Raw genomic sequence first — 21,794 nt, forward strand, 5'->3', positions numbered from 1 at the left:
ACGCGGCGCCAAGCAAGGGTCGGCACGGACGCGCGGGTCAGCGCGTCGCGGCCGGCGAACCGGAATCGGAAAGCATCGAAGAGAGAACGACATGGGTCGACTGGAAGGGAAGGTAGCGATCGTCACGGGCGGCGCGCGCGGGATGGGGGCGGCGACATGCCGGCTGTTCGTCGAGGAGGGCGCGCGCGTCGTGATCGGCGACGTGCTCGACGCGGAAGGCGAGGCGCTCGCGCGCGAGCTCGGCGATGCGGCACGCTTCATGCGGCTCGACGTGGCCGACGAAGCGAGCTGGGCGCGCGTTGCAGACGCGACCGTCGAGCAGTTCGGCCGCATCGACGTGCTGGTGAACAATGCGGCCGTGCTGATGTTCGGTTCCATCACCGAGTTGTCGAAACGCGATTTCGAGCGTGCGGTGTCGATCAATCTCGTCGGCACGTTTGTCGGCATCCACACGATCGCGCCGCGCATGATCGCGCAGAAGAGCGGGTCGATCGTCAACATTTCATCGGTGGACGGGCTGCGCGGCGTGAACGCGCTGGCCGCCTACGTGTCGAGCAAATGGGGCGTGCGCGGGCTGACCAAGGTGGCGGCGCTCGAACTCGGCCACCAGGGCGTGCGCGTGAATTCGATCCATCCGGGCGGCGTGAACACGGCGATGTCGAACCCGACCGGCGCGCCGCTCGACGAGATCAACAAGCACTACACGCACGTGCCGCTGCAGCGTGTCGGCTTGCCTGACGAAATCGCGCGCGCGACGCTGTTTCTCGCGAGCGACGACGCGTCGTACTGCAACGGCGCCGAACTGTCCGTCGACGGCGGGATGGCGGCGGGCGCGTATTACCCCGGATTGCCGGGCGCGCCGTTTTGAGCGGTAGCGTACACAACGCATGCGCGACGGATGTTTGTGTACGCAACCTAATTCAGGGTTTGCCTGAGTAGCGAAAACACGAATTCGGGCCGCGACCGTTCGGGTGCATCGCATGCGAACGTGTCGCGCCGATTTTTCCGTTTTCGCGAAACCCTTGCCGGACGGACGTTCCAGCCGTTTCGTCCCCCAAGCGCACGCGTCGGCGCTGTAAAAAAGGACGCGCCGGCAAGCGGCATGCCGGCGCGTCGTCACAGTTGTTTCTTGTTGCAACGCAACGCCTGACCAATAACGGCGATGGTATGCTGGCCGGCATGGAGTTGTACGGCAGGTTGCTTGCATGGCGAAACTCGCGTTCGCACGCTCATACGAGACATCACATTCTCTCGCCCGCATCGCGGCATCGACACGCGCTCCGCTCGCGTGTCCCGCCTTGCGCGTTGCCGCCCCCTGCGCTCCGACCGCATTCCCCATCTCGCGGGCTCGTCCCGCATCCCCCATCCCCGCCCAATAGTCTGGAGACATTCCCATGTCGCAAAACAATCTGGCCGAAGCGACGCACGGCGCGCTGATCGCTCCCCCGGCCTTCGTCAAGCATCGCAAACTGATCGACTGGGTGTCGCGCATCGCGGCGCTCACGGAGCCCGAGCGCGTCGTCTGGTGCGATGGCTCGCGGGAAGAGAACGACGCGCTGTGCCGGGCGATGGTCGACCAGGGCACGCTCACGCGCCTGAACCCGGCGAAGCGCCCGAACTCGTATCTCGCGCAGTCCGATCCGTCCGACGTCGCGCGCGTCGAGGATCGCACCTTCATCTGCACCGAATCGCCCGACGACGTCGGCCCGACCAACAACTGGATCGCGCCGGAAGAAATGCGCGAGACGCTGAACGGCCTGTTCCGCGGCTCGATGCGCGGCCGCACGCTGTACGTCGTGCCGTTCTCGATGGGCCCGCTCGGCTCGCCGATCGCGCACGTCGGCGTCGAACTGTCCGACAGCCCGTACGTGGCCGTGAACATGCGGATCATGACGCGCATGGGCCGCGAGGTGTATGACGTGCTCGGCGAGGACGGCGAATTCGTGCCGTGCGTGCACAGCGTCGGCCATCCGCTCGAAGCCGGCCAGAAGGACGTTCCGTGGCCGTGCAACCCGGTCAAGTACATCGTGCATTTCCCCGATACGCGCGAGATCTGGAGCTTCGGCTCGGGCTACGGCGGCAATGCGCTGCTCGGCAAGAAGTGCTTCGCGCTGCGCATCGCGTCGACGATGGGCCGCGACCAGGGCTGGCTCGCCGAACACATGCTGATCCTCGGCGTGACCTCGCCGGCCGGCAAGAAGTATCACGTCGCGGCGGCGTTCCCGTCCGCGTGCGGCAAGACCAACTTCGCGATGCTGATCCCGCCGCAGGGCTTCGACGGCTGGAAGGTCACGACGATCGGCGACGACATCGCGTGGCTGAAGCCGGGCCGCGACGGCCGTCTGTACGCGATTAATCCGGAAGCCGGCTTCTTCGGCGTTGCACCGGGCACCGGCGTGAAGACCAACCCGAACGCGATCTCGACGCTGAAGGAGAACGTGATCTTCACGAACGTCGCGCTGACGGAAGACGGCGACGTGTGGTGGGAAGGCCTGACCGATACGCCGCCCGCGAAACTGACCGACTGGCAAGGCAACCCGTGGACGCCTGAAATTGGCAAGGAAACCGGCCGCAAGGCCGCGCATCCGAACTCGCGCTTCACGGCGCCGGCGTCGCAATGCCCGTCGATCGACGCGGACTGGGAAAATCCGGCCGGCGTGCCGATCGACGCGTTCATCTTCGGCGGCCGCCGCTCGACGACCGTGCCGCTCGTGACCGAAGCGCGCGACTGGGTCGAAGGCGTGTACATGGCCGCGACGATGGGCTCGGAGACGACCGCCGCGGCGGCCGGCCAGCAGGGTGTCGTGCGCCGCGACCCGTTCGCGATGTTGCCGTTCTGCGGCTACAACATGAGCGATTATTTCGCGCACTGGCTGAAACTCGGCAAGCAGCTCGACGGCGCGGGCGCGGCGCTGCCGAAGATCTACTGCGTGAACTGGTTCCGCAAGGACGCGAACGGCAAGTTCGTGTGGCCGGGCTTCGGCGAGAACATGCGCGTGCTGAAGTGGATGCTCGATCGACTCGAGGGCAACGGCGGCGGCGGCGAACATGCGTTCGGCGTGTCGCCGGCCTATGACGACCTGCATTGGGACGGGCTCGACTTCTCGCGCGAGCAGTTCGATGCGGTCACGTCGATGAATGCGGATGAATGGCGCGAGGAACTGAAGCTGCATGCGGCGCTGTTCGACACGCTGAAGCTGCGTCTGCCGACGGAGTTGACCGACACGATGAAGAAGATCGAACAGCGCATCGGCGGCTGACGATTCGAAACGAAGTAGTGAAGTAACGAAGTAACGACATAGTGGCATCGACGTCCCGCCGCCGGCATGCATTACCGGCGGCGGGACGTTGTCGTTTCAGCTTCGTTTCAGCTCGGCGCGTGCGCGGGCCGTGCGCCTACGCGCCGCAATGCGCGACCACTTCGTCGACCGCGCGCTGCACGTCGCCGCGCCGATAGCGCAGCAGCGCGATATCGGCCGGATCGGGCTCATACGACACGACGTTGCCGCGCCCCGTATAGATCGCGATGTCTGGCAGCAGCGGATGCTCCTGGTCGAGCGACGGCACCGGCTGCGGATTGCCGGCCGCGCGGAAGAAGGCCGCGAAGTAGTCGGCGAAGCTCAGGTTCTCGTCGCCGACGAGATAGGCCTTGCCGGATTCGCCGCGCTGCAGCGCGCCCCAGATCGCTTCCGACAGCGATTGCGTCGAGATGAAGTTGCTGCCGCCGGCCGGCCCGTACACCGGCAGCCCGGCGAGCTTGCCCTGCGCATAACCCGTGTACGCGGCGAACATCTCGTTGCGCAGCCCCGGCACCGACCCGACCACGAACGGCGCATTGACGCTGCACACCGCGAACGACGGCGACGCGAGCGCGCGCACGCGTTCGTCGGCGAGATGGCGCGAGCGCACGTACGGCACCGTGTCGACGAGCGCCGGCGCGACCTGCGGATAGAAGCTGCCGACCAGCACCGCGCGCTTCACGCCCGCATCGCGCGCGAGCGCGAAGAAGCGCGGTACCGCGTCGACGTTCGCGCGTTCCCAGTGCGCGGCTTCGTCGGTGCCGGGCGGCAGGTGGCGAATGTCGTTGCCGGCCGCGAACACGACCGCGTCGAACGGCGCGAGATCGTCGCGCGTGAAGTTGCCGGCCACGTAGTCGCGCAACAGCACGTCGAATTGCGCGAGCGCGCTGCCCGGTGCGGGCGGCTTGCGCGCGGCGAGTGTCACGTCGTTGCCTTGCGTGTGCAGATGCAGCGCGGCGTGGCCGCCGATGAGGCCGGTACCGCCGATGATCAGGATTTTCATGGTGTCTCCGGTTGCGGCGCAGGCGCGCCGCTTGAATTGAACCGATGATTGAACGGATGAAGCCGCGCGGCCGGGCGGCCGCTGTTCGACACGCCGCTCAGAAATTGAAGCCGTTGCCGGTGACGACCGGCATGTTGGTCCAGAAGCCGTTCGGGTCGCGATACCAGCCGGCCGCCGCGAGTGCGCCGCCGTCCACGTGCAGCGTCGTGCCGGTGACCCACGCGGCGAGCGGGCTCGCGAGGAACAGCGCGGCGCCCGCGATGTCGCCGGCCGCGCCGAAGCGCCCGAGCGGAATCCAGCGCGGAATGTGCTCGCGATGCTCGGCCGCGACCATCGCGCCGACCGGCACCTGCGGCGTCTCGGTGGTCTCCGGCGCGATCTGGTTCACGCGGATGCCGGCCGGCCCGAGTTCGAGCGCGAGGCTTTTCGTGAAGCCGGTCAGCGCGGCCTTGAACGATGCATAGACGGTGCAGTTCGGAATCGCGCGGAAGCCCTCGATCGACGACACGCCGACGATGCTGCTGCCCGCGCCGCGCTTGCGCAGCAACGGCAGCATCGCGCGCGTGACGACGAACACCTGGCGCAGGTTCACGTCGAACAGCCGCGCGATGTCGTCGTCGCCATAGTCGTCGAACGGCTTTGCGATCTGCAGGAAATCGCCGACGTTGTTGACGAGCACGTCGAGGCCGCCGAAGCGCGCGTCGATCGTCCGCGCGAACGCGTCGACCTCGTCGCGGCGCGTGACGTCCACGGTGCCGACCAGCGCGTCGACGCCCGCGGCTTCGAGCGCCTGGCGCACGTCTTGCGCGCGTGCGGGGTCGAGCTCGGCCACCGCGACGCGCGCGCCCGCCGCGCCGAACGCTTCCGCGCACGCACGGCCGATGCCTGCGCCGCCGCCCGTGACCAGCACGGTCTTGCCGGTGAATGAAATCATCAGAACACTCCTTGGAACGGGAAAACCGCGAGCCGCGTCACAGCGACGAAACGAGTTGCGCGTTGTCGATCCGCAGTTCCGCGCCGTTCACGAAGCGCGATTCGTCGGATGCGAGGAACAGCACGAGATTCGCGACGTCCCGCGGGTCGCACATGCGCGCCATCGGGTCGTTGCCGATACCGAGTTCGGCCGGATCGAGGCCGGGCATCAGCGCCTGCGTCATCGGCGTCCAGATGCCGTCCGGATGGATCGAGTTGCAGCGAATCCGGTAGCCGCTGCGCTTGCAGTGCACGGCGACGCTGCGCGCGAGCGCCGTCACCGCGCCTTTCGAGCCGGTGTATGCGCACATCATCGGCAGCCCGCCGAGCGCGGCGACCGACGACATCATCACGATCGAGCCCGGCGTGTCGTTGTGCTTCATCGCGCCGATCGCGTACTTGCAGCCGAGGAAATAGCCGTCCGCGTTCACGCGCAGCACGCGTCGCCAGGTGTCGAGGCTCGTGTCCTCGATCGAGCCGACCGGGCAGATCGCCGCGTTGTTGACGAGCACGTCGAGGCGGCCGAAGCGGTCGAGCGTCGACGCGATCGCGTGTCGCCAGCCGTCTTCGTCGGCGATGTCCTGATGCACGAACAGCGCCGTATCGCCGATCTCGCGCGCAAGCGTGCGGCCTGCGTCCTCGTCGATGTCGGTCAGCACGACGCGCGCGCCCTCGGCGGCCAGCAGCAGCGCATCCGCGCGGCCGACGCCGCTCGCCGCGCCGGTGATCAGCGCGACCTTGTTTGCGACTCGATTCATGTTGGGTCGTTTTCCGTTGGGGTTGAAGGAAGGCGCGCGCTCATGCGGCACCCGGCGCGCGGCCGGCCTTGACCGCGTCGAGCGCGGCCGCGCCGTAGAGCTGCGCGATCGTGGCGTCGACGCGCGGGTTGGTGCGCAGTTCGTGGCCACCGTCGACCGCGAAGCTCTGGCCGGTGACCCAGCCCGACTCGGGGCCCGCGAGATAGCGCACCGCATGCGCGATCGCTTCCGGTTCGCCGAGCGTGTCGAGCGGAATCTGGTCGAGGAAGCTGTCGACCAGCGCACGGTCGTCGAACATCGGCGCGGTGGCTTCGGAGCGCGTGAGGCCCGGCCGCACCGCGTTCACGCGAATCTTCGCGCCGGCCAGCTCCTCGGCCGCGCCGCGCACCAGCGCCTCGAGCGCGGCCTTCGCGGTGCAGTACGCGGTCAGCCAGCGGAAATTGATTCGCGCGGCCGTCGACGAGATGCAGACGATCGTGCCGCCGCCGCTGTCGGCGAGCCGCGGCGCGGCGTGGCGGATCGCGGCGAATGCGCTGTGCAGGTTCAGGTCGATTTCCGCGCGGAAGCTGGCTGCGTCGTGCATCAGCAGCGGGCGGAACCCGGCACCGCCGACGGTCGGCACGACGATGTCGAGACGGCCGTCGAGTGCCCACGCGGTGTCCAGCGCGGCCTGCAGGGCGGCGTCGTCGCAGGCGTCGCCGGCGTGGATCGCGACACGGCTGCCGCGCACCACGTCGGTCAGGTGCCGCTGCGTGCGTTCGAGCGCATCGCGGCGGCGGCCCATCAGCACGACGGCCGCGCCATCGGCGGCGAGCGCGTGCGCGCAGGCCGCGCCGATGCCGCCGGCGCCGCCCGTGACGAGCGCGGTGCGGCCGGCGAGGGGAAGGGACGCGCGCATCGTTCAGCCCTCCAGCGGCAGGTCTTGCGACCAGTCGACGTGCAGCGTGCGCGCGGCGAAGCGCCACGTGTCGCCGTCCAGCACGCAGCGGTCGCGATAGCGCAGCCCCCAGTCGAGCTTGCGCTTCACGCCGTTGCGCATATAGACGTGGCACGCGACGCCGTAGGTCTCGACATCGGCCTCGCCGCCGTCGAGTGTGACGAGCTGGTTGTGCACGTGATGCTGGGTCGTCTCGTAGCGCTCGATTACGCTCATCCCGGCGACGATCGCGTCGCGGTCGTCGAAGCGGAAACCGGGGCCGTCGAGTTGCGCGTCGGCGGTGAAGAGGGTGGCGAGGCGCGGCCAGTCGCGCCGGTCGACGGCTTGCGCATAGCGGCACGCAAGCTCGTACAGCGCGTGGTGGGGATTCGAATCGGTCATGCGTACTCCCGTGAATGAACGGAAAGGCTCGGCCGCGCCGTGAGCACGGACGCGGCGGCATTGCGACGTCGACGCGCAGGTTCGCACCGGACCGATCGATCCTCATCATCCATACGGAGCAGGGCAAGGATCGGGGAAAACACCGGGACCGACGGCGGCGCAGAGTCCGATGCTGCGATGCGGCGGCGGACGCGCCGCATGCGTCCGACGATGGTGCGGCCCTCGCAACAGGCCGAGACAGGCGGTTTTCCGATTCATCCGACGACTCGGCCGCACGGCGATGCTGCGGCGCGGCATGCCCCGCGCAGCCCGCTTCGCGTTTGCCCCTAGTCGAAACGGACGATGGCCGGCGGGCCGGCGCTGGCTACCGTGCAGTCATCCGGTGCCGTTGCCAGTGGCCAGTCGCCGGACACGATCCGCGATAGCGGCCAACCGGAGGGGACGACGATCATGAGACTGACGACTCGCAAGCTGTGCGCATTGGCGATGGGCACGTTCGCGGCCATGGCATTGGCGCGATATGGTGCCGAGCAGGTCCCGTCGCCGCCGTATGCGGCCGGCATCCTGCAATGCCGCTCGGTCGACCCGAACGGTCTGCCGACCGGTTGCGTGCCGATCGATCCTTCGCACTTCGGTTTCGCCGCGTTGCGCGGCATGTGACACCGGCGCGGCCGTGCGCCGCGTCAGCTCGACGCCGTCGCGAAACCGTCGCGATGCGGCGGCGTCTCCCTTCACGCCTCTCCAATCCCCCATGTCATCCGATTATTCCCTGACCCGCCCCCTGAACGTCCGCGACGTGCATCGCTGGGACGCCGAACACGACGTCGTGATCGTCGGCTTCGGCGCGGCCGGCGCATGTGCGGCGATCGAAGCCGCGAGCGCCGGCGCCGACACGCTGATCGTCGAGCGCGCATCGAGCTACGGCGGCACGAGCGCGCTGTCCGGCGGCGAGATCTACCTCGGCGGCAGCGGCGGCACGCCCGCGCAGCGGCAGGCCGGCTTCACGGACGACACCGAGGACCTGTACCGCTACCTGATGCTCGCGGGCGGCCGCGACGCGGACGAAGCGAAGGTGCGTCTCTACGCGAACGAGAGCCTCGCGCATCACGACTGGCTCGTCGCGCAGGGGCTCACGTACAAGAACACGTTCATCGCCGAGCGGATCGTCGAACCGGAAACCGACGACTGCCTGATCTGGTCGGGCAGCGAGGAGGCCTGGCCGTTCAGCGAGGCCGCGAAGCCGTGCCCGCGCGGCCACACGCCGCAATGGCCGGGCTGGGGCGGCGGGCAGATGCTGATGCGCGTGCTGGCCGAGCGCGTGCAGGCGCTCGGCGTGTCGACGCGCTATGACACGCGCGCACTGGCGTTGATCGTCGACGATGCCGGCGCGGTGCGCGGCGTCGTGCTGCGTGCGTACGGCGAGACGGCATGCGTGCGGGCACGCCGCGCGGTGATCCTGTGCGCGGGCGGCTTCGCGATGAACCGCGACATGGTGCGCAAGCACGCACCGCAGTTCCTGCGCTCGGACGAACCGATCGGCAGCCCGGGCGACGACGGCTCGGGCATCCTGCTCGGCCAGAGTGCGGGCGGTGCGGCGATCCACATGGACCAGGGCTTCGTCAGCCTGCCGTTCTACGCGCCCGAATCGCTGCTCCACGGGATCTTCGTGAACGCGCGCGGCCAGCGCTTCATCAACGAGGACGGCTATCACGGCCGCACCGGCCATCACGCGTTCCATCAGGCCGACGACCGGATCTACCTGCTGGTCGACCAGGCGACCTACCAGGAGCCGCCCGCGATCGCGCGGATCGGTATCGCGGCGGCGGGCGAGACGTGGGAGGAAGTCGAGCGCGACCTGCAGATGCCGGCCGGCACGCTGACGGCGACCGTCGACGTCTACAACCGACACGCGGCCGAAGGCGCCGATCCGCTGTTCCACAAGGCGAAGAAGTGGCTGAAGCCGCTGATCGAGCCGCCATTCGTCGCGCTCGATTGCCGGATCGACTACGCGTTCTACCCGCATTTCACGCTGGGCGGGCTCGATACGCTGCCGACCGGGCAGGTGCTCGACGCGGCGCGCGTGCCGGTGGCGGGCCTTTATGCGGCCGGCCGCACGACCTGCGGGCTGCCGCGCTGGGGCGCCGGGTACAGCTCGGGGCTGTCGCTGGCCGACGCGACGTTCTTCGGCCGGCAGGCCGGACGTCACGCCGCGCGTTCGGCGAGCGAGGCGTTGCGCAGCGCCGCGTAGCCGCGCCTGAACGGAAAAGAACGACGCCCCGGGCAACCGCGTTGCACCGGGGCGTCGTCGTTTCAGGCGGACGTCGGTGGATCGTCGATCGGCCTTCAGCCGAGATCGAGCGCGTTCGTCAGGTCGCCCGGCGGCGTTGCGCCGCGCGACGCGAACGCCTTGTCGCGCGCGGCGACGCCGTCGAGCGGCGCGAGCCCGTGCACGCGGCTGATGAAGCGCAGGATCGAGTTCGTGTCGTACATCGTGTGGTCGACGTAACCCTTCTTCGCGAACGGCGAGATCACCAGCGCCGGAATCCGCGAGCCGGGGCCCCAGCGATCGCCGACCGGCGGCGCGACATGATCCCACCAGCCGCCGTTCTCGTCGTGCGTCATCACGATCACGGTGTTCGCCCACTGCGGGCCGCGCCGGATCCGCTCGATCACGTTCGCGATGTGACGATCGCCGGATTCGACGTCCGCATAGCCCGCGTGCATGTTCAGGTTGCCCTGCGGCTTGTAGAACGCGACGGCCGGCAGGCGGCCCGCGTCGATGTCGGCGATGAAGCGGTTGGTCGACGGCTCGTCGCCGAGGCCCGCGTCGCGCAAATGCTTGCGGCGCGCGTCGGTGCCCGGCGCGTAGTTCGCGAAGTAGTTGAACGGCTGGTGGTGGTACTGGAAATCGGGAACCATGCCCGTGTCGCGGTGCTCGAGCGCGTACTGCCACGCGCCGCTGTACCACGCCCAGTCGACGTTCTTCTCCGACAGCCGGTCGCCGATCGTCGCGTAGCCTTGCGGCGGGATCACGCGATGGTCGGCCGGATCCGCATACGCGGCGTTGCCCGGATCGGCCGGCGGCACGTAGCTCGGCTGGTAAGGCGGCGCCATCGTGTTGACGCCGTAGCCGTCGGGCGTCAGCGGGCCGTCGACCGCGAACTTCGGCGGGCCCTCGAGCGCGGACGCCGGCGAATCGGCGGCGAGCGTCAACCGCGTGCCGGCCGGATCGTCGCCGTCGACCTTCGACAGCAGCTTCGCCGCGTGCGGATGCTTGTGTGCATCCGGATAGATCGGCGGCTGCGCGGAAATCAGGAACATGTGGTTCAGCCACGAACCGCCGAAGGCCGCCATGAAGAAGTTGTCGCACAGCGTGTATTGCCGCGCGAGGTTCCACAGCCGCAGCGTGTCGGCGGAATTGCGGTAATGGCCCATCACGAGGCCGCCCGAATCGGCCCACGCGGCGAACTGGTTGTTGCGGCCCGCGGCGATCTGCATCTGGTTCTGGTAGAAGCGGTGCCACAGGTCGCGCGTGATCACGCCGTTCGGCAGCGGCTTGCCCTGCGCGTCGGCGATCCGGAACGGCGCGTTCGGCAGCTTGTCGATGTCGCGCTCGGCGATCGCGTAGCGCTTGCCGTCGACTTCCTGCGCTCGCGGCACGAGCCCGCCCCAGATCTTCGGCAGTACCGGCAGCGGCGTCTTGCCGTCGCGATCGAGCTGCCGCGCGTGCTCGGGCTTCACCTCGCCGAGCGGATATTGCACGCCCGGGAAATCGCCGTACAGGTTCGTGAAGCTGCGGTTCTCCGCATAGATCACGACGATGTGACGCACCTGCCGGCGTAGCGCGTCGTCGAGCCGCAGGTCGGCGGCGGAGCGCGGCGCGCCGCCCGGCGTGGTCTCGCAGCCGCCGAGCGCGACACCCGCGCCGAGCGCGGCGAGGCCGCCGAGCATGCGGCGGCGGTCGGGATCAACGGGAAGGTCGTCGGGGCGATCGGGGGTGTCGTTCACGTCGTGTGCTCCTCGGATTGGCGGTTGTCGTTCGATGCGCGGCAGCGTCGCACAGCCTGCCGCGACGCGGGACGGGACGCAACGGCCGGCGTCGCGCCCGGGCGGGGCGATGGCGGCCGTCACAAAAATGTCACGAACGCGACTATAACGCGGCCCGCGGCGTCGATGAAAGGTGTCTGTCGGACAATGCGCGACGTCCGCGCGCGAGCTAGACTTGAATCACGGGCGGTGCGTTGCGGCGCACTGTCCGTGCGAAGGCCGCCCGGCGGCGCCTTCGCGGTGTCATTCATGCGACGAAACGAGGCGACGATGGCGCGGATGCATTGCGTGTGTGCGTGGCTGCCGATGCCGCGCGCCGGCCGGGCGCGCGGGCACGCATAAGCGCGCCGCGCGGCGCGACCGGCCGGCCCGATGCCATGGACAGGAAATTCGACTTCGCAGGACTGCTGATCGCGGCGGGCTTCTTCGTGCTGTTCGCCGCGCAGTTGCTGATGCTGCGTCCGGCGTCGACGATGATCGCGTACAGCGACTTCCACCGGCTCGTCGCCGCGCGGCTCGTCGACGATCTCGAGATCGGACCGGCGACGATCACGGGCACGCTGACGATGCCGCAGGCCGGCGCGCTGCTGCCGGCGTCGGAAGTCGCGGCCGTGAAGTCGGACGGCACGTCGCCACGCTTCAGCACCAACCGCGTGACCGACCCGCAACTGATCGACACGCTGACCGCCGGCGGCATCCGGTTTCACGGCGCGTCCGACACCGGCTGGATCGCGTCGCTCGCGTCGTGGCTGGTGCCGCTCGTCGCGTTCGTGTTCATCTGGAACCTGATGCTGCGCAAGCGTGGCGGGCTGCAGGACTTCACCGGGATGGGCAAGAGCCGCGCACGCGTGTACGTGCAGCAGGAAACCGGCATCACGTTCGACGACATCGCGGGCATCGACGAAGCGAAGGCCGAGCTGCAGCAACTCGTCGCGTTCCTGCGCAACCCCGATCGCTACCAGCGGCTCGGCGGCAAGATTCCGAAGGGCGTGCTCGTCGTCGGTGCGCCCGGCACCGGCAAGACGCTGCTCGCGCGCGCGGTGGCCGGCGAGGCGGCCGTGCCGTTCTTCTCGATCAGCGGCTCGGCGTTCGTCGAGATGTTCGTCGGCGTCGGCGCGGCGCGCGTGCGCGACCTGTTCGAGCAGGCGCAACAGAAGGCGCCGTGCATCGTGTTCGTCGACGAGCTCGACGCGCTCGGCAAGGTGCGCGGCGTCGGTCCGATGTCGGGCAACGACGAGCGCGAGCAGACGCTCAACCAGCTGCTCGTCGAGATGGACGGTTTCCAGGCCGGCTCCGGCGTGATCATCATGGCCGCGACCAACCGGCCGGAGATTCTCGATCCCGCGCTGCTGCGCCCGGGCCGCTTCGACCGTCACATCGCGATCGACCGGCCCGATGTGAACGGCCGCCGCCAGATTCTCGGCGTGCACGTGAAACACGTGAAGCTCGCGACCGACGTCGACCTCGGCGAACTCGCGTCGCGCACGCCGGGTTTCGTCGGCGCGGATCTCGCGAACGTCGTCAACGAGGCCGCGCTGCATGCGGCGGAACTCGGCAAGCCGGCGATCGGGATGGACGACTTCGACGAGGCGATCGATCGCGCGCTGACGGGCCTCGAGCGCAAGAGCCGCGTGATGAACGCGCAGGAGAAGCTGACGATCGCCTATCACGAGGCCGGCCATGCACTCGTCGCGGAAAGCCGCGCGCATTGCGATCCGGTGAAGAAGGTGTCGATCATTCCGCGCGGCGTGGCCGCGCTCGGCTACACGCAGCAGGTGCCGACCGAGGATCGCTACGTCCTGCGCCGCAGCGAGCTGCTCGATCGGATCGATGCGCTGCTCGGCGGGCGCGTCGCGGAAGAACTCGTGTTCGGCGACGTGTCGACGGGCGCGCAGAACGATCTCGAACGCGCGACCGCGATGGCGCGCCACATGGTCATGCAGTACGGGATGAGCGAGAAGATCGGGCTCGTCAGCTTCGACGACGGCGAGACGCGCACCGGCATGCCGGGCGTATGGCATGCGGGTGAGGGCCGCTGCAGCGAGCACACCGCGCGGATGATCGACGACGAGGTGCATACGCTGCTGACCGATGCGCATGCGCGCGTCGCGGCGACGCTCGGCGAACGTCGCGAGGCGCTCGAGCGCATCGCGCGACGGCTGCTCGCGCGCGAGGTGCTCGAACGCGATGCGCTGCAGGCGCTGATCGACGGGCGCGAGGAGCCTGCGTCTGGGTCATCCACGGCCGATAGCGGGGCTTGCGCGGGCGCGAATGCGCCGGAGCAGGCGTCGGCGATCGAGCGCGATTTCGTCGCGTACGGGCCGCCGCGCGAACCCGAGCGCTGAAGCCCGCATCTCGCACGCGGCCGGCGGGCGGCCATGATCGCGCCGCACCGTCGCTGCGACCCAGACTTGCCGACGCGGCGTTGCGCCGGCGTTCCCTTTTCTCTTTCCAGTCACGGAGTCGCCATGAGCGAGGCGCACGTATCGGTCGATGTCGCGCAGCATGCGCGTTTCAGTTTCGAAGTCACGTTTGCGGGCACCGAGCTTTCGCCGGTGCTCACCGACGAACCGCCGCCGCTCGGCGCCGGCCGCGGCCCGAACCCCGTCCGGCTGCTGGCCGCGGCCGTCGCGAGCTGCCTCGCGGCGAGCCTGTTGTTCGCGCTCGAGAAACAGCGCGTCGATCCGCAGCCGGTCACCGCACATATCGACGTCGACATGGTGCAGAACGATGCAGGCAGGGTGCGAGTGGGCGCGATGGCCGTGGCGCTGTCGGTCGGCAAGGCGTGGGCCGATCTCGCGGCGGCGACGCGCATGCTCGACCGGTTCGATACGTACTGCGTGGTGACCGAGAGCATGCGCGACGGCATTCCGATCGCGGTGACGGTGCAGGACGTGAATGGTGCGGTGCTCGACCGCGAGACGACCGGCGTGTGAGCGTGCGTCAGGACCGGGTGCGTCAGGACTCGGTCGCGGCGGCGACTTCCGACGCTTCAGCGAGGGCGTCGAGAAAGCGGGTGCGCCACCAGTGCACGTCGGTCCTGCGCACGATCGCCATCAGCGCGTCGTGACGCTGGCGGCGTTCCTCGAGCGGCATCGTGAGCGCGCGCTGGATCGCCTGCGCGGTGCCCTGCGTGTCGTACGGATTGACGAGCAGCGCGGGCTTCAGCTGCTCGGCCGCGCCCGCGAAACGCGACAGCACGAGCACGCCCGGGTCGGCCTCGTCCTGCGCGGCGAGAAACTCCTTCGCGACCAGGTTCATCCCGTCGCGCAGCGGCGTGACGAGCGCGACGCGGCTCGCGCGGTAGAGGCCCGGCAAGCGCTTGCGCGCGACCGTGCGATGGATGTAGCGCATCGGCATCCACTCGAGTTCGCCGTAGTCGCCGTTGATCGCGCCGCACAGGCTGTCCATCTCGCGCCGCAGGTCGTCGTATGCGCCGAGATCCTCGCGGCTCGGCGCGGCGATCTGGATCAGCGTCGCGCGGTCGCGGTTCTCCGGATACTGTTCGAGCAGCTGACGGAACGCGTGCACGCGCTGCGGCAGCCCCTTCGTGTAGTCGAGCCGGTCGACGCCGACCAGCAGCTGGCGGCGCGAATACTCGTCGCGCATCCGCTCGAACATGTCGATCCCGTCGCGATTCTCCGCGAGTGCCGCGAATTCGTCGACGTCGATGCCGATCGGGAACGCACCGGCCGACAGCGTGCGGCCGAACGCGCGCAGGCGGCCGTCCGGCAGCCGCGCGGCGCCGGCTTCCGCCTCGACGTAATGCTCGAAGTGAAGCAGGTCCGATTCGGTCTGGAAGCCGACGAGGTCGTATGCGAACAGCGAGCGCATCAGCCACTCGTGCTCTGGGATCGCGGCCATGATCGGCGGCGGCGGCATCGGGATGTGCAGGAAGAAGCCGATCGGATTCGTGCAGCCCATCGCACGCAGTTCGGCGGCGAGCGGAATCAGCTGGTAGTCGTGGACCCAGACGGTATCGTCGGGGCGCAGCAGCGTGCTCAGCTTGCGCGCGAACAGCTGGTTCACGCGCCGGTAGCCGTCGGCGAAGCGCCGGTCGAACTGCGCGAGATCGAGGCGGTAGTGGAACACCGGCCACAGCACGTTGTTCGAGTAGCCGAGGTAATACGCGTCGTAATCCTGCGGATCGAGATCGATGGTCGCGAGCTGGATGCCGCCGACGTTCTGGATCTGCACGTCGTCGCCGTGCGCGGGATGGTCGCCGTCACCGCGCAGCCTGCCGCTCCACCCGAACCAGACGCCGCCCGATTCCTGCAGGCTGTCTTTCACGGCCACGGCAAGCCCGCCTGCCGCGGCTTTACGGGGATCTGCAATGCGATTGGATACGACGACGAGTCGGCTCACCAGCTCTCCTGCGAATGGTTGGGGAAGGTTCGTGCGGCCAGGGCGCGAGGCGGACGCCGCCATCGACGCGAGGCGCGATGGGGCCGCGATACGAGCGGACGGGAATCAGGGCACGCGATTCGCCGGTCGAACGTGGAGTGCTTTTTTAAGCATACTCGTCATTCGGCTGATTTAAAAGTGCATGACCCGGATCAACGAACCTGCACTTCGGTGAGATGCGCGTTGTTCCGTTCGGCTGACCGGCGGGAGCGGAAATTGCGCGGCACTGCAGCGGCCGTGTGCGCCACGACCGCCGCGCGCAGGCAGCGTCGATGCACAGCCGGGCCGTGCCGCGCGGCCGCGCATCGTGTTTCGTACGACGCGTGACCGCGTTACGCGGTAGCCGCGTGCCAGTGCGACGCGCCGTCGGCCGCATGCGTGCGCGCGTGCGCCGACGCCGCATGTTCGCCGGCCGGCATCCGGAATGCGGACACTGTCTCCGACAGCTCGCGACCCTGCGCCTCGAGCGATTTCGACGCGGCCGCGGCCTGCTCGACGAGCGCCGCGTTCTGCTGCGTCGTCTCGTCCATCTGCGTGATCGTCAGGTTCACCTGATCGATGCCGCGGCTCTGTTCGGCGGACGCGGCCGCGATTTCACCCATGATGTCGGTGACGCGCGCGACGGCCCGCGTCACATCCGACATCGTCTTGCCCGCTTCGTCCGCGAGCGCCGAGCCGTCCTGGATCGTCTGCACCGAAGCGGAAATCAGTTCCTTGATTTCCTTCGCGGCGGTGGACGAACGTTGCGCAAGGCTGCGCACCTCGCTCGCGACGACCGCGAAGCCGCGGCCCTGTTCGCCCGCGCGTGCCGCCTCGACGGCCGCGTTCAGCGCGAGGATGTTGGTCTGGAACGCGATGCCTTCGATGATCCCGGTGATGTCCGCGATCTTCGACGAGCTGTGGCCGATCTCCGTCATCGTGTCGACCACGCGGCCGACCACCGAACTGCCGCGCAGCGCGACGTCCGACGCATTCGCGGCGAGCGTGCTCGCCTGCTGCGCGTTCTCCGCGTTCAGGCGCACCGTCGACGTGAATTCTTCCATCGTCGCGGCGGTTTCCTGCAGCGATGCCGCCTGTTCTTCGGTGCGCTGGCTCAGGTCGAGGTTGCCCGATGCGATTTCGCCCACCGCATGCGCGATGCTGTTCGACGAATCGCGCACGCGGCCGACGATGCCGATCAGCCGCGCATTCATCGTGCGCAGCGCGTCGAGCAGGTCGCGCGTCTCGTCGTTGCCGCTCACGCTGATGCGGCTGCCGAGATCGCCGTTGGCCACCGTGCGCGCGACGTCGACCGCCGCGACGATCGGTGACGTGATCTTGCGCGTCAGCCACAGGCCGCCGCCCACCGCGACCGCGATCGCGATCACGCAGATGGCCAGCAGCAGGTTGCGCCCGGTCGTGTAGCGATCCGCGAAGGCCTGCGCGATCGCGACTTCGCGCTCGTGCGTATAGGTTGCGTACGCATCGGTTGCGCGAATCAGTTGCGCGAGCAACGGACGGCAGCGATTGTCGATATCGGCGGTCGCCTCGTCCTTCTTGCCGGCCTGTGCGAGTCCGACGATATTCAGCGCGACGGGCCCGTAGCTCGCTTCGACGCGCATGATCTCGGCGACCAGTTCGCGCGCGCGATCGGTCGTGTCGGTCGCATTCGCCATCATGTCCTTCAGTTTCGCGAGATGGTCCTGCACGTCCTTGTGCGCCTGCTGCACGTCGGCCAGTTCGAGCTGGATGTCGGACGGCGTGGTCACGAGCACCAGGTTGCGCGCGGCGATCGCGCGCCGGTCGACCGCCGTACGGATTTGCGCGGACAGCTTCGCGCGCGCGTTGACGCCGTTCATGTACCGGGAAAACTCGTCGTTCGTATCGGACAGCGCTTTCAGCGCCATGCCCGACACGATCACGACGACCGCGGCGAGCAAACCGAAGCCGCCAAGCAGTTTTGCCTTGATGGATATTCTGGCGATTTTCACGATGTGCCTCTGTGCGAGTGGTTGGCGATTGGGATTTATTGTTCGACCAGGTGAGGGCTCGTGCCGTCGTTAACGGGCATGCCGGATATTTCTTTACCCATCGAAAACCCTGATTTTTATTTTTCAATCGCTGGAAACGCCCGCCCGTTGGGTATTCCGGAGCTGGATAAAAATCCGTGAATCACCGATGATTCTCGCGTTCATACACGGATTTGAAAACCGATCTTTTGCCGGAAGTTAATAAGTTCGGGCCGGTTATTCAAATTGTCTCGTCATTGTATTTTTATTTATGGGTGAATCGCGCATTGACATTCGGACGAGCGGGAGTGCGCGATTCGGCTCCGTGAAACGGGCGTACGGATTTTCGCCCGACAGAACCGGCCCGCGACCGCGCCGCGGGCCGTCCGGCGATCAGAACGTCGTGCGCAGGCCCGCCATCACGCTGCGGCCGCCTTGCGGCGCGAAGCCGCGCACGACCGAGGTCGCATAGCGGATCTCCTGGTTCGTCAGGTTGTCGCCGCGCAGGTACGCGAGCCAGTGCGTCGCGCCGAAGCGGAACTTGTAACTCAGCATCACGCCGAGCGACGTATAGCCGTCCGTCGAGAAGTCGTTGTCGGGCACGCGGTGCTGCGACCACGCGTGTGTGACCTGCGCGCGTGCACCGAACGGGCCGTAGCCATAGTCGGCCGCGAGCGTCGCGCGCAGCGGCGCGATGCGCGGCAGCGGCTGGCCGGTGTCGACGTTGCGGGCATGCGTGTAGTCGGCGGTCAGTTCCAGGTCGACCGTATGGCCGCGCCGCGAGAACGCGCGCCACTTGCCGTCGAGTTCGACGCCGTAGAACTCGGCGCGCACGCCGCGGTAGATCGCTTCGTTAAGCGTATCGTCGGCGCCGGGCGCGACCGGTTCGCCGTCGTCGTTCACGACGCGGCCCGTGTTGTACTCGGTCAGGTAGTTCGAGAAGCGGTTGTAGAACACGCCGACGCTGCCGCGGTTCGGGCCGCTCGCATAGCGCAGCGACAGGTCGGTCGACACGGCCTTTTCCTTCGACGCGTTCGGGTTGCCGATCAGGAACTGGCCGGTCGCGTCGTGCGGGCCGTTCGAGTACAACTCGTAGAAGGTCGGTGCGCGCTCCGTGTAGGCGACGTTTGCCGCGACCGACCACACGGGCGTCAGCGAGAACAGCGCGCCGGCCGATACGCTGCCGGCGTTGAAGTCGCGCGGCCGCGCGGCCGCGAATTTCTCGACGCCGGCCGGATCGGGATCGACCTTCACGTGCTCGAAGCGCCCGCCGAGGCTCAGCTTCAGCGCCGGGACGACCTGCCATTCCTCGAGACCGAACAGCGCGACGCTGTTCGTGCGCGTGGACGGCACGAGCAGTTCGTCACCGAGCGCCGAGAAGGTGTTCTGGCCGAACTGCACGCCGATCGCGCCTTCGAGTGGGCCGATCCTGCGATGCCGCGCCTCGATGCGCGCCTCGTAGCCGCGGTTGCGGAAGGTGGTGGCCGTCTCGCCGTTGTCGACTTCCTTGTGGCGATAGTCGGTGTACGCGAAGTCGAACTTCAGCTTCGTGAACGGGCCGCTCAGGTTGCGGACCTCGGACGCGAGCGCGAGGCGTTCCTGGCGCATCCGCAGGCGCACGTCGTCCTCGGCGACGGAGCCGTAGTTCGACTCCTGGCCGCTGTACGACAGGCCCGCGAAACCGTCGGCCCACGTGTACGACGCCCCGACCGCGCCGCCGTGCACGCGGCCGTCGCTGTTCGGTACGTTGCCGACCGGTTGCGGCGTGTCGGGGCCGTCGATCGCACGTTGCGCGCTGCTGCGCGCATAGCCGGGAATCCGCAGCTTGCTGGCCTCGCGGTCGAACGCGTCGACATGGAACGCGAAGCGGCCGTTGCCGCCTTCGACCTGTGCCGCGCCCGCGCGCACCGCGTTCGCGCCGCCGTAGCGCGCGTCGAGCGCGCCCGTCACGCCTTCGATCGCTTCGCGCGGAATGCGGTTGTCGATCGTGTTGACGACGCCGCCGACCGCGTTGCCGCCGTACAGCAGCGCGGCCGGCCCGCGCACGATCTCGACGCGCTCGATCGACAGCGGATCCTGCGGCACCGCGTGGTCGTACGACAGAGACGACGCGTCGTAGGCGGCGACGCCGTTCTGCAGCAGCCGGATCCGGTCGCCGTCCATCCCGCGGATGATCGGGCGGCCGACCATCGGCCCGTAGGTGGTGGTCGACACGCCGGGCAGGCCGTTGAGCGTCTCGCCGAGCGAATCGGCCTGGCGGCGCGTCAGCGCGTCGCCGGACAGTTGCGCGGTCGGCGCGATCAGGTCGGTGTCGCCGAGCGGGTTCGCGGTCACGAAGATCGGCGCGAGCGGCGTGGTTTGCTGCGGCGTCGACGGGGCGGGCGGATCGGCCTGCGCGTGTGCGACGGCGGCGAACAGCATCAGCGAAACGGGCGAGAGCGGGCGAAGCGGTAGACGAGGGAGGTCGCGCATGGTCGGTGAATCGGTTGGAATCGGATCGGAAAGCGAGCCATGCGGGTCAAGGCCGGAAACGATATATTGTTGCATCTGCGGCGCGCAGTGACCCGTCTGGATAGGACTCGGCGTAGCCCGGCCACCCGGATGGAACGGTTCCAGAAGGGCGAGGCCGCGAAATGATATGTTATATCATTTCAAACGCCAAGCGAAACGGCGGCATGCCGCAGGGTTTCCGACAACCGGCCGAAATGGCCGCGAAAGCGGAAGCGAAAGCAGAAGCGGGCCGTCAAACCGGCACCGGCACCGGCACCGGCACCGGCACCGGCACCGGCGGCCCGTGCTGCATATCTCGCGACGCATCCGCCACCGTCGCGCGCGTTTCCCGCCCCGTTGATGCGTATCAAGGCGCTCCGGTTGCGAGTCCGGATACTGGCCGGATCATCGACCAGACAGGAGTGACTCGTGACACAAACCATGAAAGCAGCCGTGGTACACGCGTTCGGCGAACCATTGCGCATCGAGGAAGTGCCGGTCCCGACGCCGGGCGCGGGCCAGATCCTCGTCAACATCAAGGCGTCGGGCGTTTGCCATACCGACCTGCATGCCGCCGACGGCGACTGGCCCGTGAAGCCGACGCTGCCGTTCATTCCCGGACACGAAGGCGTGGGCGTCGTCGCGGCGGTCGGGGCGGGCGTCACGCACGTGCGCGAGGGCGACCGCGTCGGCGTGCCCTGGCTGTACACGGCATGCGGTCACTGCGAGTACTGCCACACCGGCTGGGAAACCTTGTGCCACGGGCAGCAGAACACCGGCTATTCGGTCAACGGCAGCTATGCCGAATACGTGCTGGCCGATCCGGACTACGTCGGCCATCTGCCGGCGCAGGTTGCGTTCGACGAGATCGCGCCGATCCTGTGCGCGGGCGTGACGGTCTACAAGGGCATTCGCGTCACCGACACGCGTCCGGGCCAGTGGCTCGCGATCTCTGGCATCGGCGGGCTCGGCCACGTGGCCGTGCAATACGCGCGCGCGATGGGCCTGCACGTCGCCGCGATCGACGTGTCACCCGAAAAGCTCGCACTCGCGCGCCAGCTTGGCGCACAGCTGACGATCGATGCGTCGGTCGACGATCCTGCGAAGGTCATCCAGAAGGAGATCGGCGGTGCGCACGGCGTGCTGGTCACGGCCGTGTCGCGCAGCGCGTTCGCGCAGGCGCTCGGGATGGTGCGGCGCGGCGGCACGGTGGCACTCAACGGCTTGCCGCCGGGCGATTTCCCGTTGCCGATCTTCTCGACCGTGCTGAACGGCATCACGGTGCGCGGCTCGATCGTCGGCACGCGGCGCGACCTGCAGGAATCGCTCGATTTCGCGGCGGATGGGCTGGTGCGCGCGCATATCCATCGCGACCGGCTCGGCAACATCAACGACATATTCGCGCGGTTGCGCGAAGGCAAGATCGACGGTCGCGTCGTGCTGACCGACATGCATTGACGCGCACTCGGGCACGCTGCCGCGACGCGGGGGACGTCGCGGCAGCGCTGCGCTCAC

Annotated in this window: 16 protein-coding genes; 7 read left to right on the forward strand and 9 right to left on the reverse strand. The window is 68.4% G+C overall.

What is annotated here, in order from left to right; genetic code table 11:
- The first annotated feature begins 91 nt into the window (after positions 1-91).
- Both DIE23_RS21390 and DIE23_RS21400 read left to right on the forward strand, forming a co-directional pair.
- Complete coding sequence (locus DIE23_RS21390) at positions 92-868, forward strand: SDR family NAD(P)-dependent oxidoreductase (protein ID WP_124613966.1); 777 nt, start codon at positions 92-94, stop codon at positions 866-868.
- Positions 869-1,394: 526 nt separating this feature from the next.
- Positions 1,395-3,260: a phosphoenolpyruvate carboxykinase (GTP) gene (locus DIE23_RS21400; RefSeq protein WP_124613968.1), complete on the forward strand. Its 1,866-nt coding sequence runs from the start codon at positions 1,395-1,397 to the stop codon at positions 3,258-3,260.
- A 136-nt stretch (positions 3,261-3,396) separates the two neighbouring features.
- On the opposite strand, the gene DIE23_RS21405 is transcribed toward DIE23_RS21400, so the two are convergent.
- The 5 genes from DIE23_RS21405 to DIE23_RS21425 form a co-directional block, all read right to left on the reverse strand.
- Positions 3,397-4,302 carry an NAD-dependent epimerase/dehydratase family protein gene (locus tag DIE23_RS21405; protein ID WP_124613969.1) on the reverse strand — a complete coding sequence of 302 codons (906 nt, stop codon included), beginning with the start codon at positions 4,300-4,302 and terminating at the stop codon, positions 3,397-3,399.
- Positions 4,303-4,399: 97 nt separating this feature from the next.
- Positions 4,400-5,236 carry an SDR family NAD(P)-dependent oxidoreductase gene (locus DIE23_RS21410; RefSeq protein ID WP_124613970.1) on the reverse strand — a complete coding sequence of 279 codons (837 nt, stop codon included), beginning with the start codon at positions 5,234-5,236 and terminating at the stop codon, positions 4,400-4,402.
- A 37-nt stretch (positions 5,237-5,273) separates the two neighbouring features.
- Positions 5,274-6,032, reverse strand: a complete 759-nt coding sequence (locus tag DIE23_RS21415; RefSeq protein WP_124613971.1) for an SDR family oxidoreductase — start codon at positions 6,030-6,032, stop codon at positions 5,274-5,276.
- 40 nt (positions 6,033-6,072) lie between these two features.
- Positions 6,073-6,930 (reverse strand): SDR family NAD(P)-dependent oxidoreductase, encoded by an 858-nt coding sequence (locus tag DIE23_RS21420; RefSeq protein WP_124613972.1) that lies wholly within the window; start codon positions 6,928-6,930, stop codon positions 6,073-6,075.
- 3 nt (positions 6,931-6,933) lie between these two features.
- Complete coding sequence (locus tag DIE23_RS21425) at positions 6,934-7,350, reverse strand: nuclear transport factor 2 family protein (RefSeq protein ID WP_124613973.1); 417 nt, start codon at positions 7,348-7,350, stop codon at positions 6,934-6,936.
- A gap of 342 nt (positions 7,351-7,692) precedes the next feature.
- Between DIE23_RS21425 and DIE23_RS21430 the strand changes: the two genes are divergently transcribed.
- Together DIE23_RS21430 and DIE23_RS21435 are read left to right on the forward strand one after the other, a co-directional pair.
- Positions 7,693-8,010: a hypothetical protein gene (locus tag DIE23_RS21430; RefSeq protein ID WP_260436129.1), complete on the forward strand. Its 318-nt coding sequence runs from the start codon at positions 7,693-7,695 to the stop codon at positions 8,008-8,010.
- 91 nt (positions 8,011-8,101) lie between these two features.
- Positions 8,102-9,598, forward strand: coding sequence for an FAD-dependent oxidoreductase (locus DIE23_RS21435; protein ID WP_124613975.1), 1,497 nt, complete (start codon positions 8,102-8,104; stop codon positions 9,596-9,598).
- A gap of 95 nt (positions 9,599-9,693) precedes the next feature.
- Here DIE23_RS21435 and DIE23_RS21440 read toward each other — a convergent pair whose 3' ends face one another.
- Positions 9,694-11,358 carry an acid phosphatase gene (locus DIE23_RS21440; RefSeq protein WP_124613976.1) on the reverse strand — a complete coding sequence of 555 codons (1,665 nt, stop codon included), beginning with the start codon at positions 11,356-11,358 and terminating at the stop codon, positions 9,694-9,696.
- Positions 11,359-11,774: 416 nt separating this feature from the next.
- On the opposite strand from DIE23_RS21440, the gene ftsH reads away from it, so the two are divergent.
- The gene (gene ftsH / locus DIE23_RS21445) at positions 11,775-13,742 is read left to right on the forward strand and encodes an ATP-dependent zinc metalloprotease FtsH (RefSeq protein ID WP_124613977.1); all 1,968 of its coding nucleotides are present in this window, start codon (positions 11,775-11,777) and stop codon (positions 13,740-13,742) included.
- Between the two features lie 123 nt (positions 13,743-13,865).
- Positions 13,866-14,333, forward strand: a complete 468-nt coding sequence (locus tag DIE23_RS21450; protein WP_124613978.1) for an OsmC family protein — start codon at positions 13,866-13,868, stop codon at positions 14,331-14,333.
- Between the two features lie 22 nt (positions 14,334-14,355).
- Here DIE23_RS21450 and otsA read toward each other — a convergent pair whose 3' ends face one another.
- The 3 genes from otsA to DIE23_RS21465 all read right to left on the reverse strand — a co-directional run bounded on the left by otsA (position 14,356) and on the right by DIE23_RS21465 (position 20,261).
- Positions 14,356-15,762: an alpha,alpha-trehalose-phosphate synthase (UDP-forming) gene (gene otsA, locus DIE23_RS21455; RefSeq protein ID WP_124613979.1), complete on the reverse strand. Its 1,407-nt coding sequence runs from the start codon at positions 15,760-15,762 to the stop codon at positions 14,356-14,358.
- Positions 15,763-16,133: 371 nt separating this feature from the next.
- A complete protein-coding gene (locus DIE23_RS21460; RefSeq protein WP_124613980.1) occupies positions 16,134-17,771 on the reverse strand; it encodes a methyl-accepting chemotaxis protein in 1,638 nt (545 codons plus the stop codon).
- 411 nt (positions 17,772-18,182) lie between these two features.
- A complete protein-coding gene (locus DIE23_RS21465; RefSeq protein ID WP_260436130.1) occupies positions 18,183-20,261 on the reverse strand; it encodes a TonB-dependent receptor in 2,079 nt (692 codons plus the stop codon).
- A 447-nt stretch (positions 20,262-20,708) separates the two neighbouring features.
- Between DIE23_RS21465 and adhP the strand changes: the two genes are divergently transcribed.
- On the forward strand, positions 20,709-21,737 hold the full coding sequence (gene adhP, locus DIE23_RS21470) for an alcohol dehydrogenase AdhP (RefSeq protein WP_124613981.1): 1,029 nt from the start codon (positions 20,709-20,711) through the stop codon (positions 21,735-21,737).
- Positions 21,738-21,794: the final 57 nt, after the last annotated feature.

It is taken from the genome of Burkholderia sp. Bp9143 (genome assembly GCF_003853645.1).
GTDB lineage: Bacteria > Pseudomonadota > Gammaproteobacteria > Burkholderiales > Burkholderiaceae > Burkholderia.